Annotated in this window: 11 protein-coding genes; 9 read left to right on the top strand and 2 right to left on the bottom strand. The window is 71.8% G+C overall.

Translation table 11 applies throughout. From position 1 onward, the window contains the following. Positions 1-273 precede the first annotated feature (273 nt). The 4 genes from ACIA8K_RS21330 (at position 274) to ACIA8K_RS21345 (ending at position 9,906) form a co-directional block, all read left to right on the top strand. Entirely contained in the window at positions 274-5,586 is a 5,313-nt protein-coding gene (locus ACIA8K_RS21330; protein ID WP_396061802.1) for a DEAD/DEAH box helicase, read from the top strand. A 755-nt stretch (positions 5,587-6,341) separates the two neighbouring features. Continuing rightward, a complete protein-coding gene (locus ACIA8K_RS21335; RefSeq protein WP_396061804.1) occupies positions 6,342-7,658 on the top strand; it encodes a hemolysin family protein in 1,317 nt (438 codons plus the stop codon). A gap of 19 nt (positions 7,659-7,677) precedes the next feature. Beyond that, the gene (locus tag ACIA8K_RS21340) at positions 7,678-8,736 is read left to right on the top strand and encodes a hemolysin family protein (RefSeq protein ID WP_396061806.1); all 1,059 of its coding nucleotides are present in this window, start codon (positions 7,678-7,680) and stop codon (positions 8,734-8,736) included. 84 nt (positions 8,737-8,820) lie between these two features. Further along, on the top strand, positions 8,821-9,906 hold the full coding sequence (locus ACIA8K_RS21345; RefSeq protein WP_396061808.1) for a sporulation protein: 1,086 nt from the start codon (positions 8,821-8,823) through the stop codon (positions 9,904-9,906). Positions 9,907-9,979: 73 nt separating this feature from the next. Here ACIA8K_RS21345 and leuE read toward each other — a convergent pair whose 3' ends face one another. Together leuE and ACIA8K_RS21355 are read right to left on the bottom strand one after the other, a co-directional pair. Continuing rightward, positions 9,980-10,624 carry a leucine efflux protein LeuE gene (leuE, locus tag ACIA8K_RS21350; protein ID WP_396061810.1) on the bottom strand — a complete coding sequence of 215 codons (645 nt, stop codon included), beginning with the start codon at positions 10,622-10,624 and terminating at the stop codon, positions 9,980-9,982. Continuing rightward, positions 10,621-11,865 (bottom strand): bifunctional pyridoxamine 5'-phosphate oxidase family protein/GNAT family N-acetyltransferase, encoded by a 1,245-nt coding sequence (locus tag ACIA8K_RS21355; RefSeq protein WP_396061812.1) that lies wholly within the window; start codon positions 11,863-11,865, stop codon positions 10,621-10,623. The genes leuE and ACIA8K_RS21355 overlap by 4 nt, the downstream gene beginning before the upstream one ends. A gap of 41 nt (positions 11,866-11,906) precedes the next feature. Between ACIA8K_RS21355 and ACIA8K_RS21360 the strand changes: the two genes are divergently transcribed. The 5 genes from ACIA8K_RS21360 (at position 11,907) to recA (ending at position 16,701) form a co-directional block, all read left to right on the top strand. Then, positions 11,907-13,271, top strand: coding sequence for an aminotransferase class I/II-fold pyridoxal phosphate-dependent enzyme (locus ACIA8K_RS21360; RefSeq protein ID WP_396061814.1), 1,365 nt, complete (start codon positions 11,907-11,909; stop codon positions 13,269-13,271). A 37-nt stretch (positions 13,272-13,308) separates the two neighbouring features. Further along, positions 13,309-13,956, top strand: coding sequence for a UdgX family uracil-DNA binding protein (locus ACIA8K_RS21365; RefSeq protein ID WP_396061816.1), 648 nt, complete (start codon positions 13,309-13,311; stop codon positions 13,954-13,956). A 49-nt stretch (positions 13,957-14,005) separates the two neighbouring features. After that, the gene (locus ACIA8K_RS21370) at positions 14,006-15,259 is read left to right on the top strand and encodes an MFS transporter (protein WP_396061818.1); all 1,254 of its coding nucleotides are present in this window, start codon (positions 14,006-14,008) and stop codon (positions 15,257-15,259) included. Then, positions 15,250-15,450 (top strand): DUF3046 domain-containing protein, encoded by a 201-nt coding sequence (locus ACIA8K_RS21375; protein ID WP_396061820.1) that lies wholly within the window; start codon positions 15,250-15,252, stop codon positions 15,448-15,450. Before ACIA8K_RS21370 ends, ACIA8K_RS21375 begins: the two co-directional genes overlap by 10 nt. Positions 15,451-15,654: 204 nt before the next feature. Further along, positions 15,655-16,701, top strand: a complete 1,047-nt coding sequence (gene recA, locus ACIA8K_RS21380; protein WP_396061822.1) for a recombinase RecA — start codon at positions 15,655-15,657, stop codon at positions 16,699-16,701. The last annotated feature ends 45 nt before the right edge of the window (positions 16,702-16,746 follow it).

Raw genomic sequence — 16,746 nt, forward strand, 5'->3', positions numbered from 1 at the left:
GATGATCGGTAAGCGATCCAGCACGCAATGCCACCAAACCGTTGCCAGGCAGGCAGTACGGGAGATGTCAGTCTGGTGTGGATAGTGTCGGTTTCGCGCTTTAGCTGCTGATTCCGGGCGCCCGTTCGGCGGACCGACGTCCACTGTGACGCATCGATGTGGTCGGTCGTAGCCGCTCCGGCATATCCCGAAAAATCGGTCTATTTTTGGTGTAGGGGTGGTTTCAGGCGGCGCCCTCGGGAAATGTCGTACCGGGCGGGCAGGATGGGGGCCATGGAGACGGCACTTGCGGAGTTCGGCACGGCGACCAGGGAGTGGTTCGCCGCCGCGTTCGCCGCGCCCACTCCCGCGCAGGACGGCGCCTGGCGCGCGATCGCGGCCGGGCGGCACGCCCTCGTGGTGGCACCGACCGGCTCCGGCAAGACGCTTGCCGCGTTCCTCGCCTCGCTCGACCGCCTCTCCCGCGAGCCGGTGCCGGCCGACGCGAAACAGCGCTGCCGGGTGCTCTACATCAGCCCGCTCAAGGCGCTCGCTGTCGACGTCGAGCGCAACCTGCGCGCGCCGCTCACCGGCATCCGGCACGCCGCGTCCCGCCTCGGGTTGCCGCCGCCGGACATCACTGTCGGCATGCGCACCGGCGACACCCCGGCGGACGAGCGCCGGAGCTTCGCGCGTACCCCGCCGGACATTCTGATCACCACGCCCGAGTCGCTGTTCCTGCTGCTCACCTCCGCCGCGCGGGAGTCGCTGCGCGGCGTGGAGACCGTGATCATCGACGAGGTGCACGCGGTCGCGGCCACCAAGCGCGGCGCCCACCTCGCGCTCTCGCTTGAGCGGCTCGACGCGCTGCTGCCGAAACCCGCACAGCGGATCGGGCTCTCCGCCACGGTCCGGCCGATCGACGAGGTCGCCCGGTTCCTCGGCGGCGCCGCCGCGGTCGAGGTCGTGCAGCCGCCCTCCACGAAGACCATCGAGGTCAGTGTGCAGGTTCCGGTGGAGGACATGACCGCGCTCGGCGAGGACTTCGCGGCCGGCCCGGAGCCGGACGGCGGGCCGCCGGAGCCCGGGCGGTCGCGGCCGTCGATCTGGCCCGCGGTCGAGGAGCGGGTCTACCAGCTGATCACCGAGCACCGGTCGACGATCGTGTTCACCAACTCGCGGCGCGGGGCGGAGCGGCTGTGCGCGCGGCTCAACGAGATCGCTGCCGAGCACGAGGTGCCGGCGGAGGGTGCCGGCCCTGATGCATCAGGGCCGGCGAAGCTGCCTGCGGAGATTATGGCGCAGTCGGGACAGTCGCACGGCGCGCCCACGGTGATCGCGCGCGCCCACCACGGCAGCGTCTCCCGCACCGAGCGGAAGCAGATCGAGGAGTCGCTGAAATCCGGCGACCTGCCCGCGGTCGTCGCCACCTCCTCGCTTGAGCTGGGCATCGACATGGGCGCGGTCGACCTGGTCGTGCAGATCGAGGCGCCGCCCACGGTCGCGGCCGGGCTGCAGCGCGTGGGCAGGGCCGGGCACCAGGTCGGCGCGGTCTCCCGCGGCATCGTCTTCCCCAAGCACCGCGGCGACCTGGTCTCCTGCGCCGTGGTCGCGGAGCGGATGACCGCGGGCGCGATCGAGGAGATGCGCTACCCGCGCAACCCGCTCGACGTGCTCGCCCAGCAGATCGTGGCCATGGTCTCGATGGACTCGTGGACCGTCGCGGACCTCACCGACCTGCTGCGCCGGGCCGCGCCGTTCGCGGAGCTGCCCACGTCCGCGCTGCACGCCACGCTCGACATGCTCTCCGGGCGGTACCCGTCCACCGCGTTCGCGGAGCTGCGCCCGCGCCTGGTCTGGGACCGGACCGGCGACGTGCTCACCGGCCGGCCCGGCGCCCAGCGGCTCGCGGTCACAAGCGGCGGCACCATCCCGGACCGCGGGCTGTTCGGCGTGTTCCTGGCCGGCGGCGCACCCGGCGCCCGGGTCGGCGAGCTCGACGAGGAGATGGTCTACGAGTCCCGCGTCGGCGACGTGTTCCTGCTCGGCTCGTCCTCCTGGCGGATCGAGGACATCACGCCGGACCGGGTGCTGGTCTCGCCCGCGCCCGGCCAGGCGGCCCGCATGCCGTTCTGGAAGGGCGACTCGCCCGGCCGCCCGATCGAGCTGGGCCGGGCCATCGGCGCCCGGCTGCGCACGCTTGTCAAGGCCGGTGACACCGCGGCCGGCGAGGCGCTGCGCTCCGAAGGCCTGGACGACTGGGCCGCTGACAACCTGGTCGCCTACCTGCGCGAGCAGCGGGAGGCGGTCCGTTCGCTCCCGGACGACCGCACCGTCGTGGTCGAGCGGTTCCGCGACGAGCTGGGCGACTGGCGGATGGCCGTCCACTGCGTGCTCGGCGCCAAGGTCAACGCACCGTGGGCGCTCGCGATCGGCCGCCGGCTCACCGAGCGGTACGGGGTGGACGCGCAGGTCGTACCATCCGACGACGGCATCGTGGTCCGGCTGCCGGACACCATGGACACGCCGCCCGGCGCCGACCTGATCATCTTCGAGCCGGACGAGCTGACCCAGTTGGTCGAGGAGTCGGTCGGCACGTCCGCGCTGTTCGCATCCCGGTTCCGCGAGTGCGCCGCCCGCGCGCTGCTGCTCCCGCGCCGTGACCCGCGCCGCCGCCAGCCGCTCTGGCAGCAACGGCAGCGCGCCGCCCAACTGCTCGACGTCGCCCGCGAGTACGCCGACTTCCCGGTCACGCTTGAGGCCGCCCGCGAGTGTCTGCAGGACGTGTTCGACCTGCCCGGCCTGGTCGGGCTCGCCCGTGACCTGGCCGGGCGCAAGGTCCGCGTGGTCGAGGTGGAGACGCCCCGGCCGTCCCCGTTCGCCAGATCACTGCTCTTCGGGTACGTCGGCGCGTTCCTCTACGAGGGCGACGCGCCACTTGCCGAGCGCCGGGCCGCCGCGCTCGCGCTCGACGCCACCCTCCTCGGCGAACTGCTCGGCCGGGTCGACCTGCGCGAACTCCTCGACCCCTCAGTGGTTGGGGAGACGGAGGCGCGCCTGCAATGGCTCACCGAGGACCGCACCCCGCGCGACGCGGAGGACGTCGCCGAGCTGCTACGCCTGCTCGGCGACCTGTCCCCGGCCGAACTGGCGCTCCGCGGGGCTCCAGGCGCGTGGGCCTCCTCGCTCGAGTCGTCGCGGCGCGCGGTGCTCGTGCGGATCGCCGGGGAGGAGCGGTGGATCGGCATCGAGGACGCCGGGCGGGTACGGGACGCACTCGGTGTGGCGCTGCCGGTCGGGCTGCCGGAGGCGTTCCTCGCACCGGCCGCGGACCCGCTCGGCGACCTGGTGGCGCGATATGCGCGTACCCACGGGCCGTTCTCGGCCGCGACCTGCGCGGCCCGGTTCGGCCTCGGCGTGTTCGTGGTCGAGCAGGCGCTACGCCGGCTCGCGTCCGCCGGTCGCGTGGTCGCCGGCGAGTTCTCCCCGGTGGCCGGCGGCGCGGCCGGGACGAGCGAGTGGTGCGACGCGGAGGTGCTGCGCCTGCTGCGCCGCCGTTCCCTGGCCGCGCTGCGCCGCGAGATCGAGCCGGTCCCCGGGCGCGCGCTTGCCGCGTTCCTGCCGCGCTGGCAGCAGGTGGGCGGGGCGGCGCGCGGGGTGGAGGCGGTGGCCGCGGCGATCGACCAGCTGCAGGGGGCGGTGCTTCCGGCGTCCGCGCTGGAGCGCCTGGTGCTGCCCGCGCGGGTGAGCGACTACACGCCGGGCCACCTCGACGAGCTGTGCGCGACAGGTGAGGTGGTCTGGTCCGGCGCCGGCACGCTTCCCGGCCACGACGGCTGGGTGACCCTTGCTTACGCGGACGCGGCGCCGCTGGTCCTGCCCCCGCCGGATGATGCGCTGCCGCTGACGCCGCTGCACCGCGCGATCCTGGAGACGCTCGGGGACGGGCAGGCGTTGTTCTTCAGGGCGCTGTCGGACCGCGCGATTCAGAGGTTGGCGGCCGCCGTGGTGGTGGCCCCCGCGTCTGAGACGCCCGTAACGGAGGCGCCGGCCGGGGTCGGTGGCGGCGGCAAGGGAGTGGGGCGGCGTGGGCGTGGGCGGGCGGTCGCACAGTCATCCGACGCGACCGTTGAGCCGGCCGCGGCCGATTCGTCCGGGTCGGTTTCCGAGCCGGCCGGTGAATCTGCTGGTGGAGCGGAGACCAGACCGGCTGCTGGACCTGCAGTCGGGCCGGCCGGTGAACCTGCTGGTGGAGCGGAGACCGGACCGGCTGCTGGACCTGCAGTCGGGTCGGCCGGTGGACCTGCTGTCGGGTCGGTCCGCGGTCGCGGTTCCGGGGCGGTGGCCGGTGGGCGTGCGGGCCGGACCGTCACGCCGGACACGGGAACGACCTGGGCGGAGCAGCCGAGGCCGAAGAGCGCGATCGTCGATGATGCCGAGATGGCGGCGGCGATCTGGGATCTGGTCTGGGCCGGGTACCTGACGAATGACACGCTCGCCCCGGTCCGGGCACTACTCGGCTCCGGCGGCGCGCACAAGACGAAACAGGTCGCCTCGCGCAGCCGGTACCGGCGGCCGGGCCGGTTGGCGCTGCCCGGCAGAAGCGGGCCGCCGACCATGGCAGGACGCTGGTCGCTGCTGCCGGACCGGGAGCTGGACCCGACCCAGCGCGCCGCCGCCACCGCGGACCTGCTGCTGGAACGGCACGGCGTGGTGACCCGTGGCGCGGTCGCGGCCGAGGGCCCGCCCGGCGGCTTCGCCGGCGTCTACCCGGTGCTCGCGGCGATGGAGGAGCGCGGGGCCGCGCGGCGCGGCTACTTCGTGGAAGGGCTGGGGGCGGCGCAGTTCGCGGTGCCGGGCGCGGTCGACCGGCTGCGGGCGCTCGCCGACAAAACAGACGATCCAAGCCGCCGGGGTACGGCCGGGCCCGCGCTGATCCTGGCCTCGACCGACCCGGCGAATCCGTTCGGCGCGGCGCTGCCGTGGCCGGATCGCGCGGTCGACTCGGGCGACGGCACCGGCACGGCTGCGGCCACCGGTGCAGGCGATGGCGGCATCGCTGTCTCGGCACGCGGGAGCGGGTCTGCCGAGTCAGGTGCCGCTAGGTCCGGCAGCGGAAGCGCAGTGTCCGGCGGCGGATCCACGTCCTCCAGCGGTGGGTCCGCGTTCTCCGGCGGTGGATCTGCGTTCTCTGGCGGTAGATCCGCGTCGTCCGGCGGTGGATCGGCGTCGTCCGGCGGTAGATCCGCGTCGTCCGGTGGCGGGAGTACGGTGCGCGGCGGGGGAGAGGAACCGGTCTCGGCAGGGCGCGCCGCCGGCACCGGGCATCGCGCCGGTCGGAAGGCCGGGGCGCTGGTCGCGCTTGTCGGCGGCGAATTGGTCCTCTACGTGGAGCGCGGCGGCCGGACGCTGCTCTCCTTCACCGAGGAGCCGGACATACTTGCCGCCGCCGCGAAGGCGCTGGCCGACGCCGTGCACTCAGGTGCGCTCGGCTCGCTGTCGTTGGAACGCGCGGACGGCGACACGCTGCGGCCGTCACCCCTGCGCGACGCGCTCTCCGCGGCCGGCTTCCGCGCCACCCCTCGCGGCTTGCGCCTTCGCGCCTGAGATCGCCCACTGAGGATTCCCGGTCGAGGTGCGAGTCGGGGCACTCCCCGCCCGAATTTTCGTTATATAGAAGCCTCTGACGCGCGCTCCCCCTGACCTTGGAAGGTCGGTAAACGGCGCTCCACACGATCACCTTGTCCTGATATTTCGGGCGCCGAGGTCCGCGCCGCTCCGGACCGCCCGCTGTGTGATCAATCAGTGGAGCAAAAGATAGGTCAACTTCGCTATTGGATCTATCTTTCGCTCCACTGATTGATCACACAGGCGCTATATCACGAAATTTCGGGCGCGCTGCCAGCTCGGTGCGCGCTCGCGCTGGCGGGTCGCGCAGGGCTGCTCGCGCTGGCGGGTCGCGCAGGGCTGCTCGCGCTGGCGGGTCGCGCAGGGCTGCTCGCGCCGGCGGGTCGCGCACGGCTGCTCGCGCCGGCGGCTCGCGCACGGCTGCTCGCGCTGGCGGGTCGCGCAGGCTGCTCGCGCTGGCGGGTCGCGCAGGCCTGCTCGCGCTGGCGGGTCGCGCTGGCGGGTTGTGGGGGAAGTCCGCTTGGGAGGTTTGATCTGTGGTTGGGGAGGGTGGGACGCGATTATTCCGTACCGGCGGGGGGTGATCTTGAATTTGTCTCACAGCGGCTCTCCAGCATGCGCTGGTAAGGTGCCTGCATGATCGACCCCAGCCCAGAGGGCTGTAGTCCCCAGCCGGGTGAGCCCCGGCCTCTGCAAGACAGCCTTGACGCTTCCCGCACCACAGGTGATTCACCGTGTTGATCGCGGTCGGGCTGCTTCTGATTTTCGTGGTGACCGTTGCTACCGGCTACTTCGTGGCCCAGGAGTTCGGTTACGTAGCCGTGGACCGTGGCAAGCTGCGCCAGGAGGCGGAGGCGGGCGACGCCGCCGCTGCCAGGGCGCTGAAGGTCACCGAGCGGCTCTCCTTCGTCCTTTCCGGCGCGCAGTTGGGCATCACCGTGACGGCGCTGCTCGTCGGTTACGTCGCGGAGCCCTTTCTGGGTGGCGGGCTTGATGCGCTGATCGGTGGCGCGGGCGTGCCGGCGGGGGTGAGTTACCCGATCTCGATGGCGCTGGCGCTGACGTTCGCCACGGTCGTTCAGATGATTTTTGGTGAGCTCGCTCCCAAGAACCTGGCGATCGCGCGGCCGGAGGTGCTGGCCAAGGCGCTGAGCCGGTCGACGTTGATCTATCTCGCCGTGTTCGGGCCGGTGATCAAGCTGTTCGACATCGCGGCCAGCCGGCTGTTGCGCCGGATCGGCATTGAGCCGGTCGAGGAGCTGCCGGAGGGCGCCACTGCGGAGGATCTGACGCAGATCATCGCGGAGGCGCAGAAGGAAGGGCACCTGGACGCCGAGACGTCCGCGCTGCTCGACCGCGGTCTGGACTTCCGCCGGCTGACGGCGGGTGAGGTGATGGTGCCGCGGGTGGACGTGGCAAGCGTGCGCGCGGACGATCCGGTCAGCCGGGTGGTCGAGCTGCTGGCGTCAGGTCACTCCCGGTTCCCGGTGCGCGGTGCGGACGGCGTCGACGACGTGATCGGCGTGGTCGGGATCAACGACGTGCTGGCGATTCCGCCGGCGCGCCGGTCCGAGGTGCCGGTGAGTGAGATCGCGTCGCCGCCGCTGATGGTGCCGGAGTCGCTGCCGGTCCCGGCGGTGCTGGACCGGCTGCGGGCCGGGCACCGGCAGTTGGCGCTCGTGGTCGACGAGTACGGCGGCTTCGCCGGCGTGATCACGCTTGAGGACATCGCCGAGGAGTTGGTCGGCCCGATCCGCGATGAGGACGACCTGCCCGAGGCCTCCCCGGTCCGGCAGGACGACGGCTCGTGGCTGGTCCCGGCCCGCTGGCGGATCGACGAGGTTGCGGATGCGACAGGCATCGCGCTGCCCGAGGCGGACGAGTACGACACGGTGTCCGGCCTGATCATGCGCCAGCTGGGCCGCGTCCCGGAGGTCGGTGACGCGCTTGAGCTGACGCTCCCGGGTCTCGACGCCGAGGAGCGGGCCCTGGTCAGCGTGATCTCGGTGGACCGGCACGTGGCGGGCACCGTGCGGGTGAAGGTCCAATGAGCGGTCGGGCGAGGAACTCATGAGCACCACCTGGGCCATAGTCTTCTCGCTGGCGCTGCTGCTCGGGAACGCGTTCTTCGTGGCCGCCGAGTTCGCGCTGATCGCCAGCAAGCGGTACCGGCTGGAGCACGCGGCGGTCGGCGGCGACGCTGCGGACCGGGCCGCGCTTGCCGGCAGCCGTGAGCTGACGGTCATGCTTGCCGGCGCGCAGCTCGGCATCACGCTCTGCTCGCTTGCTCTCGGTGCGCTCGCCGAGCCCGCGATCGAGAATCTGGTGGCCCCGCTGCTGCACAAGGCGCACCTGCCGGACGCGCCGAGTCACGTGGTGGCGTTCCTGTTCGCGCTGCTGCTTGTCACGTTCCTGCACCTGGTGCTGGGTGAGATGATGCCGAAGTCGTGGGCGATCTCCCACCCGGAGAACTCGGCCCGGTTGTTGGCGCTGCCGTTCCGCGGGTTCGCCCGCGCGGTGCGCCCGATCCTGATCGCGCTGAACGCGTCCGCGAACGCGATCCTGCGGCTTTTCCGGATCGAGCCGCAGACCGAGCTCGCGCAGGTGCACGACCCGGAGGAGTTGCGCATGCTGCTGGAGCAGTCGCGCGCGCACGGCACACTTCCGGTGGATCAGCACGCGCTGTTGACGAGCATGCTCGCCTTGCAGCGGACGACTGTGGCGGAGATCGCCACGCCGGCCGCGGAGATGGTGAGCGTGGCACCGGGCGACACGGCGTTCCGGATCGAGGAGGTCTCGCACGCGACCGGCAGGTCCCGGCTGGCCGTGATCGATCCGGCCACGCCGGGCGTGCTGGGCATGGTCCACGTGCGGGACGCGGTGCGGGCCACGGCCGGCCTCGGCGGCGCGACCGCGTCGGAGCTGATGTCGGCGCCGTTCACGCTGAGCGCGGCCGACACGCTGATGCAGGCGGTCGGCCGGATGCGGGCCGAGCGGGCACAGTTCGCGCTTGTGGCGGACGCGGAGGCGACTGTTGGTTTCGTCGCGCTCGAGGATCTCCTTGAGGAGGTCATCGGCGAGTTCGACGACGAGACCGACGAGGTGCCGCGCGGCCGGCGCATGCGCTGAGCGACAGTGGGAAGCTCCACCGCACAGCTAACGCCCAGATTTATACGGATATAACGGACTTTTAGGTCAAGGAGGACGAGGATCATGGTCTTCAAGAAGATGCTCAGCGCCCTCGGCGTGGGCGGGCCGTCCATCGACACGGTGCTCGCCAACCCGAACACCCGCCCCGGGCTGATGCTCGACGGGCAGGTGAACATCCTCGGCGGCACCACGGCCGTCGACATCGAGCACGTCGCGCTCGGCCTGGTCACCCGCGTCGAGGTCGAGGGCCACGACACCGAGTGGGACTCGGTGATGGAGTTCCACCGGGTGGTCGTGGCCGGCGCGTTCCGGCTTGAGGCGAACGAGCGGCGGCAGCTGCCGGTCCGCTTCCCGATTCCCTGGGAGACGCCGATCACCGACGTCTACGGCCAGCGGCTGCGCGGCATGACGATGGGCCTGCGCACCGAGCTGTCCGTCGCGCGCGCGGTGGACAAGGGCGATCTCGACCCGATCTACGTGCACCCGCTGCCGATCCAGGAGAAGATCCTTGACGCGTTCATGCGGCTCGGATTCCACTTCAAGACGGCGGACCTGGAGCGCGGCCGGATCACCGGCGTCAACCAGCAGCTGCCGTTCTACCAGGAGATCGAGTTCTACCCGCCCGCGCAGTACCAGGGCACGATCAACGAGGTCGAGCTGACCTTCGTGACCAACCCGCAGGGCATGGACATCGTGCTCGAGTTCGACAAGCGCGGCGGCTTCTTCACCGAGGGCCGGGACACCTACGGGCGGTACCAGGTCTCGCACGCGCAGGCGGACAACACGGACTGGGCGCAGGTCGTCGACGGCTGGATGCAGCAGGCGGTCGGCGGCTACTCGTCGATGCGGTCCAGCCACGGCGGCGGTTACGGCCACGGCGCCCCGGGCTACGGCGCTCCTGGCGGCTACCCGCCGCCCGGCTACCCCGCGTCCGGCGGCTACGGCCAGGCACCCGGTTACGGTCAGGCACCCGGTTACGGTCAGGGCTACGGGCACGGCGGTCACGGTGGCTACCACGGCCACCAGCGGCACCGCGGCCACGGCGGCGGCATGGGCGGCGTCGTCGCGGGCGCGGCCGGTGGCCTGATCGGCGGCATGATCCTCGGTGAGGCCATGGAGGACATGTTCGAGGGCGGCGACGAAGAGTAGGTCAACGCCGGCAAGACCGAAGATCACAAGCATGCGGGGGTACGGGGCGCGCGCCCCGTACCCCCGCATGCTGTTAAAGGCTTGCGGTGGCGAGCTTGGCGCCGAAGGCGAGGAAGAGCGCGCCGACCGCAGTGGTGCCGGCCCGGGCCAGCAGGTGCCGGCGGCGGAACTGCGCGGCCAGGTAGCTGCCGGAGAGGATCAGCGCGGTCAGGTAGAGCGCGCTGCAGACCTGCACGATCGCGCCGAGCAGCAGGAACGTCAGTTCGGGGTGGGCGTAGGACGGGTCCACGAACTGGATGAAGAACGAGACGAAGAACAGGATCGCCTTCGGGTTCATCAGGCTGATCACCAGCGCCTTGCGGAACGGCCGCCCGATCGGCGCCTCCTCCGCCACCGTCTCCTCCGCACGGCGGCGGCGCCAGGCCGCGCGGAGCATACTGAAGCCGACCCAGCACAGGTAGGCGGCGCCCGCGTACTTGATGACGAGGAACAGCGGCGGGTACGCGCGCAGCAGCGACGCCACCCCGGCCGCGGAGAGGATCATCAGCAGCGCGTCGCCGAGGAACACGCCGCACGCGGCCCGGTAGCCCACGCCGATGCCCCGGCGGGCGGCGACGGAGAGCACGTACAGCGAGTTCGGGCCCGGCAGCAGGATGATCGCCACCGTGCCGATCACGTAGGTCCAGAGGTCTGTCACTCCCAGCACGCCCTGCATCATGAGCCTCCGGCGGCGTGCGCGCGAAGCCGTTCCCGCAGAGCGTCACGTGAGTCCGGCCACCTGTCGTCGGTCATCGCGTAGAGCACTGTGTCCCGCCAGGTGCCGTCGGCCCGTCGCCGGTGCCGGCGCAGCACACCCTCCCGGACCGCGCCGAGTCGCTCGATCGCGGCCTGTGACCGTACGTTCCGCAGATCTGTGTGCCACTCCACCCGGACCGCGCCGAGCTGCTCGAACGCGCGGGTGAGCAGCAGCAGCTTGGACTCGGTGTTGACGCCTGTCCGCCAGTGGCTCGGCGCGACGAACGTATGGCCGATCGCGAGCGTGCGGTGCGTCTCGTTGATGTCGTAGTACGACGTGGAGCCGATGATCTCGCCGGTCCGCGCGTCCTTCTGCACCCACATCGCGTGCGCCGCCGCCAGCCGGGCCCGCAGGTAGGCGCGCATCTCTCCCACGTCCGCAGGCGCCGTGACCAGCATGTGCTGCCACACGGCCGGGTCGCCGCAGCTCGCCAGCAGCCCTTCCGCGTGCGCCAGGTCGAGCGGCTCAAGCGTGACGTGCTCGCCGGCCAGCGACTCCGCGGTCATCCACGGACTGGTCACAGGCTTCAGATACGGGGGTACGGGTGTGGTGACGCCCTCGTCCGGCTGCGGGAGGCCGCGTACCCGGCTCAGCGGCAGCAGCCCGGCCCAGTGCGGCAGCGTCTCGTCGCCCGGCTCCTCCTCGCCCACGCCGTGCGCCCGGACCTTCGTCGACACCTCGGTCAGCGGCAGCGCCAGCAGGGTGGTCTGGCTCAGCTCCTTTTTCGTGCTGGGCCGGGAGTCGGCGGCACGGCCCACAGCGATCTTGTCGACCAGCGCGGTGAGCGCACGCGCCTTCTCCGCCGGGTCGGTGACCGGCACGGCCGTGCCGTGGACGATCACGGACCGGTAGTTCGCGCTGTGGTTGAACTGGGAGCGTGCCAGCACCAGCGCGTCCAGGACCGTGGCCTCGACGCAGACGCGCAGCCCGTCGCCGCGCGCCGCGAGCATCGGCCGGCTGCCGGTGGAGCCGTGCAGGTAGAGCGTGTCGCCGACGCGCACGATCAGGGTGGGCAGCACGCGCGGCTCGCCGTCGACAACGAACCCGAGGTGCCCCTCGAAGCACTCGTCCAGGATCTCGTGGGCCATGGCCCGGTCGTAGCGAATCCGCCCCTTGTCGCGCAGTGCCGTGGTGCGATGAGTAGGTGAGAAGTCGTCTCCCACGGGTGGCCACCTCAGCTTTGTTCTAGTACAGTAGGAAAACTGTGGCAGCACATTATCAGATCGTAGGGTCCACGGCCGCCGAGATCTCGGAGAGCGTGGAGACCGGCGTGCGCACCGGCGACCTCGGCCCCGGCGCGGGGCTCCCGCCCGTGCGCGCGCTGGCCAAGGCGCTGAGCTGCAGCCCGGCGACCGTGGCCAAGGCGTATCAGCAGCTCCGGCAGCGCGGGCTGATCGAGACCGCCGGCCGTAACGGCACCCGGGTCCGGGAGCGCCCGCCGATCGCCAGCTCCGGCCGGTCCGCGCTGCGGCTGCCGTCGCCGCCCGGCGCGCTCGACCTCTCCACCGGCGAGCCGGACCTCTCGCTGATGCCCGCGCTCGCCCCCCGGCTGGCCCGGCTCGCCGCCGCGGAGTACTCGCCGACCAACTACACGGACGGCGGCGCACTGCCCGAGCTGGTCGAGCTGGCCCGGGACCGGTTCGCCGGCGACGGCATCCCGGTCGAGCGGGCCGGCTTCACTGTCACCAGCGGCGCGCTCGATGCGATGGAGCGGCTGCTCTCCGCGCACCTGCGGCCCGGCGACAAGGTCGCGGTCGAGGACCCGGGCTGGGCTAACGCGCTCGACCTGATCGCGGCGCTCGGCCTGACCGCGGTGCCGATGCCTGTCGACGACGAGGGCCCGACCGCGGAAGGCATGCGCGCCGCGCTCGCGTCCGGCGCGGGCGCGGTGATCGTCACCACCCGTGCGCAGAACCCGACCGGCGCGGCGGTCAGCGCCTACCGGGCGGCGGAGCTGCGGGCCGTGCTTGCCGAGTTCCCGACGGTGCTGCTCATCGAGGACGACCACGCGGCCGAGCTGGCGCCGGTCACGCTGCACACGCTGGCCGGGGCCGCCGGGGCGTGGGCGTTCGTGCGGTCGGTCTCCAAGCCCTACGGGCCGGACCTGCGGCTCGCCGTGGTGGCCGGCGACGAGGTGACGATCGCGCGCGTGGTGGGCCGGATGCGGGTCGGTGCCGGGTGGGTGTCCACGCTGCTTCAACACGTGGTGCTCTACCTGTGGCGGGACGACGAGGTGATCAACGGGGTGATCCGGGCGCGGGACAGCTACGTCACCCGGCGTCTCGCACTGCGGGCCGCGCTGTCCGCACACGGGCTCGACGCGCGCGGCCGCACCGGGCTCAACGTGTGGGTCCGCGTGCCGGACGAGACGCGCGCGGTCGCCGCGCTTCGCGACGCCGGATACGTGGTGGCGCCGGGCGCGTTGTTCCGGCTCGCGTCGCCGCCCGCCATCCGGATCACGGTCAGCCCACTGGGCGAGGACGACATCGCACCCCTGGCGGACGCGGTGGCCGCGGCGGCCGCGCTCGATGCGGTCCCGGCACGCTCCTCGGTGGCGCTGACGGCATGACGGATTCTGTCGTACCGCTGCGGTAGAACATGCTGCTATGCAGACGGCTGCCCCATTCGTACCCCCGGACGTGTCCTCGATCGCGGAACTGCGCGCCGCCGCCCCCGCCTGCCGCGGCTGCGAGCTGTGGGAGCCCGCCACCCAGGTGGTCTTCGGCCGCGGCGACGAGCACGCCCGGGTGATCTTCGTCGGCGAGCAGCCCGGCGACATGGAGGACCAGCACGGCCTGCCGTTCATCGGCCCGGCCGGGCACCTGCTCCGGCGCGCGGTCGACGACGCGGGCCTGCCGGTATCGAGCCTCTACATCACGAACTCGGTGAAGCACTTCCGGTTCGAGCGGCGCGGCGCGCGGCGCATCCACAAGACGCCGGAGCAGGAGCACATCACGGCCTGCCACCCGTGGCTGATGGGCGAGTTCGCGCTGCTCCGGCCGGACCTGGTGGTGCTGCTCGGCGCGACCGCGGCCAAGGCGGTGCTCGGCCCGTCGTTCCGGGTCACCCGGCAGCGCGGGCAGCTCATGCCGTGGCCCGCCTCGGCGCAGCGCCCGCAGGACTTCCCGGCCGACCACGAGGCGAAGGCGCTGGCCACCATCCACCCGTCCGCGGTGCTGCGGGCGGACGACCGGGACGCGGCCTACAACGGGCTCGTCGCGGACCTGACGGTGGCGGCCGCCGCGTTTACATGATCGATTCCCCGACTACCGTGAATGTCTCTCACGGTGGTCGGGGGTTCTCATGAGCGTCACGGGGGTGCAGCGGCGCACGCTCGCGCTGCTTGCCGTTACCCAGATCATCGGCGGGATCGGTGTGGCGATCGGGATCACCGTCGGCGCGCTGCTCTCCGCGCGGATGGCCGGCGTCGGCCTGTCCGGCCTGCCCGGCAGCGGCGCGGTGATCGGAAGCGCGCTGCTCGCGGTGCCCGTCACCCGGCTGGTGCAGGCGCGCGGGCGGCGGCCGGGCCTGGTGCTGGCCTACCTGGTGGGCGCGCTCGGTGCGGTGCTCGTGGTGCTCGCGGCCGTGGCCGGCTCGGTGCCGCTGCTCTTCCTCGGCATGTTCCTGTTCGGTGGCGGCACCGCGGCGAACCTGCAGGCACGGTACGTCGCGGTGGACCTGGCCGAGCCCGGTCGCCGTGGGCGGGACCTGTCGCTCGTGGTGTGGTCCGCCACGATCGGATCCGTTGCCGCGCCGAACCTGGCCGACCTGGCGGACCGCGCCGTGGCCGGGCTGCGGCTGCCGGTGCTCAGCGGCGCGTTCGTGGTCAGCGGCGTGGCGTTCGCGCTCGCGGCCCTTGTGCTCCTCGTCCTGCTGCGCCCGGATCCGCTCCTTCTCGCCCGTACCCGCGACGGCTCTGTGGGTTCGTCAGCTCCTCAGGTGGTGGGGGTACGCGCGGGCGCCCGGGTGGTGGCCCGGCTGCCCGCGGCGCGGCTCGCGATCGCGGCCGTCGCCACCGGGCACGCGGTGATGGTCGCGGTGATGTCCATGACACCTGTGCACCTCGGTGAGGGGCACTCCGACGCGGACCTGCTGCGCGTGGTCGGGATCGTGCTCAGCGTGCACATCGCCGGCATGTACGGGCTGTCGCCGGTCACCGGCTGGCTCGCCGACTGGTACGGGCGCCGCGCGGTCATCATCGGCGGGCTGGCGCTGCTGCTTGCGGCCTGTGTGATCGCGGGCACGGCCGGGCACGACACCCCACGGCTGACGCTCGGCCTGGCGCTGCTCGGGCTCGGCTGGTCCGGCACGATGGTCGGCGGCTCGACACTGCTCTCCGAGTCGGTTCCGCCCGGCTCCCGGCCCGCCGTGCAAGGGTTGTCCGACCTGGTCATGGGCGTTGCCGGCGCGAGTGCGGGCGCGTTCAGCGGCGTGGTGGTGGCACTGGCCGGTTATGGCACGCTGACAGTGGTGGCCGCGATGGCCGCGTTGCCGGTGCTGGCGCTAGCGTTGCGGTTCAGGCTGGCTACTGCCGAGAGGATTTCCAGGTGCGGCTGACCGATTTCTGGCAGCGGATGGACGCGGTGTTCGGGGCGGGTTACGCGCCGAGCATCGCAACGGACCAGGTGCTGACCACGCTTGGTGGCAAGACCGTGCGCGAGGCGCTGGACTCGGGTGTCGCGACCGTCACCATCTGGCGCGCGGTCTGCGCGGCATATCCCGATCGCGTGCCGGCGACGCTACGGTAAGTAAGTATTGCGAATAGAACACCCGTTCGGGGCGTGTCGCGTGGATCTCGTACATGTGTTCGGCTATCGTGCGTTTCCGGGTAAGGGTTCGGCATCGGCGGCCCCCGGAGGCTGTTTTTGTCATACCCAGCGCCTAGCGTGTTGCGCGTGACGAAAGGTTCTTCGAAGACGCCCGCGAAGTCGGCGAATGTAGGGGTGGGTTCAATGGCGGCAGGTCCTGACCGCGAAAAGGCGCTCGAGCTTGCTCTGGCGCAGATCGACAAGCAGTTCGGCAAGGGCTCCGTGATGCGGCTCGGCGAGAAGCCGCATGTCCAGATGGAGATCATCCCTACCGGTTCCATCGCGCTCGACGTGGCGCTCGGCGTGGGCGGTCTGCCGCGCGGCCGGGTCGTCGAGGTCTACGGCCCGGAGTCGTCGGGTAAGACCACCGTGGCGCTCCACGCGGTCGCCAACGTGCAGCGGGCCGGCGGCATCGCGGCGTTCATCGACGCCGAGCACGCGCTCGACCCGGAGTACGCGAAGGCGCTCGGTGTCGACACCGACGCGCTGCTGGTCTCCCAGCCCGACACGGGTGAGCAGGCCCTCGAGATCGTCGACATGCTGGTCCGCTCCGGCGCGCTCGACGTCATCGTCATCGACTCCGTGGCGGCTCTTGTGCCCCGCGCCGAGATCGAGGGCGAGATGGGCGACAGCCACGTCGGTCTGCAGGCCCGCCTGATGAGCCAGGCGCTCCGCAAGATCACCGGTATTCTCAACAACTCGAACACCACGGCGATCTTCATCAACCAGCTCCGCGAGAAGATCGGCGTCATGTTCGGCTCGCCGGAGACCACGACAGGTGGTCGCGCGCTGAAGTTCTACGCCTCGGTCCGGCTCGACGTGCGCCGCATCGAGAGCCTCAAGGACGGCACCGACGTGGTGGGCAACCGCACCCGCGTCAAGGTCGTGAAGAACAAGGTCGCGGCGCCGTTCAAGCAGGCCGAGTTCGACATCATGTACGGCAAGGGCATCTCCCGCGAGGGCTCGCTCATCGATGTCGGCGTGGAGCAGAGCATCATCCGGAAGTCGGGTGCGTGGTACACGTACGACGGCGACCAGCTCGGCCAGGGCAAGGAGAAGGCGCGCGAGTTCCTCAAGGAGAACCCGGACGTTGCCGCCGAGATCGAGAAGAAGATCCTGGAGAAGCTCGGCGTGGGCGTGACCACCGGTGATGCCGCTGGTGGCCCGGAGCTGCCGCCGGTCGACTTCTGATCCGAGGATCGTTAGCTCATGGCAGGCCGACGCGGAGCGCGTTCG

This window comes from Catenuloplanes sp. NPDC051500, from assembly GCF_044454585.1.
Classification (GTDB): Bacteria; Actinomycetota; Actinomycetes; order Mycobacteriales; family Micromonosporaceae; genus Catenuloplanes.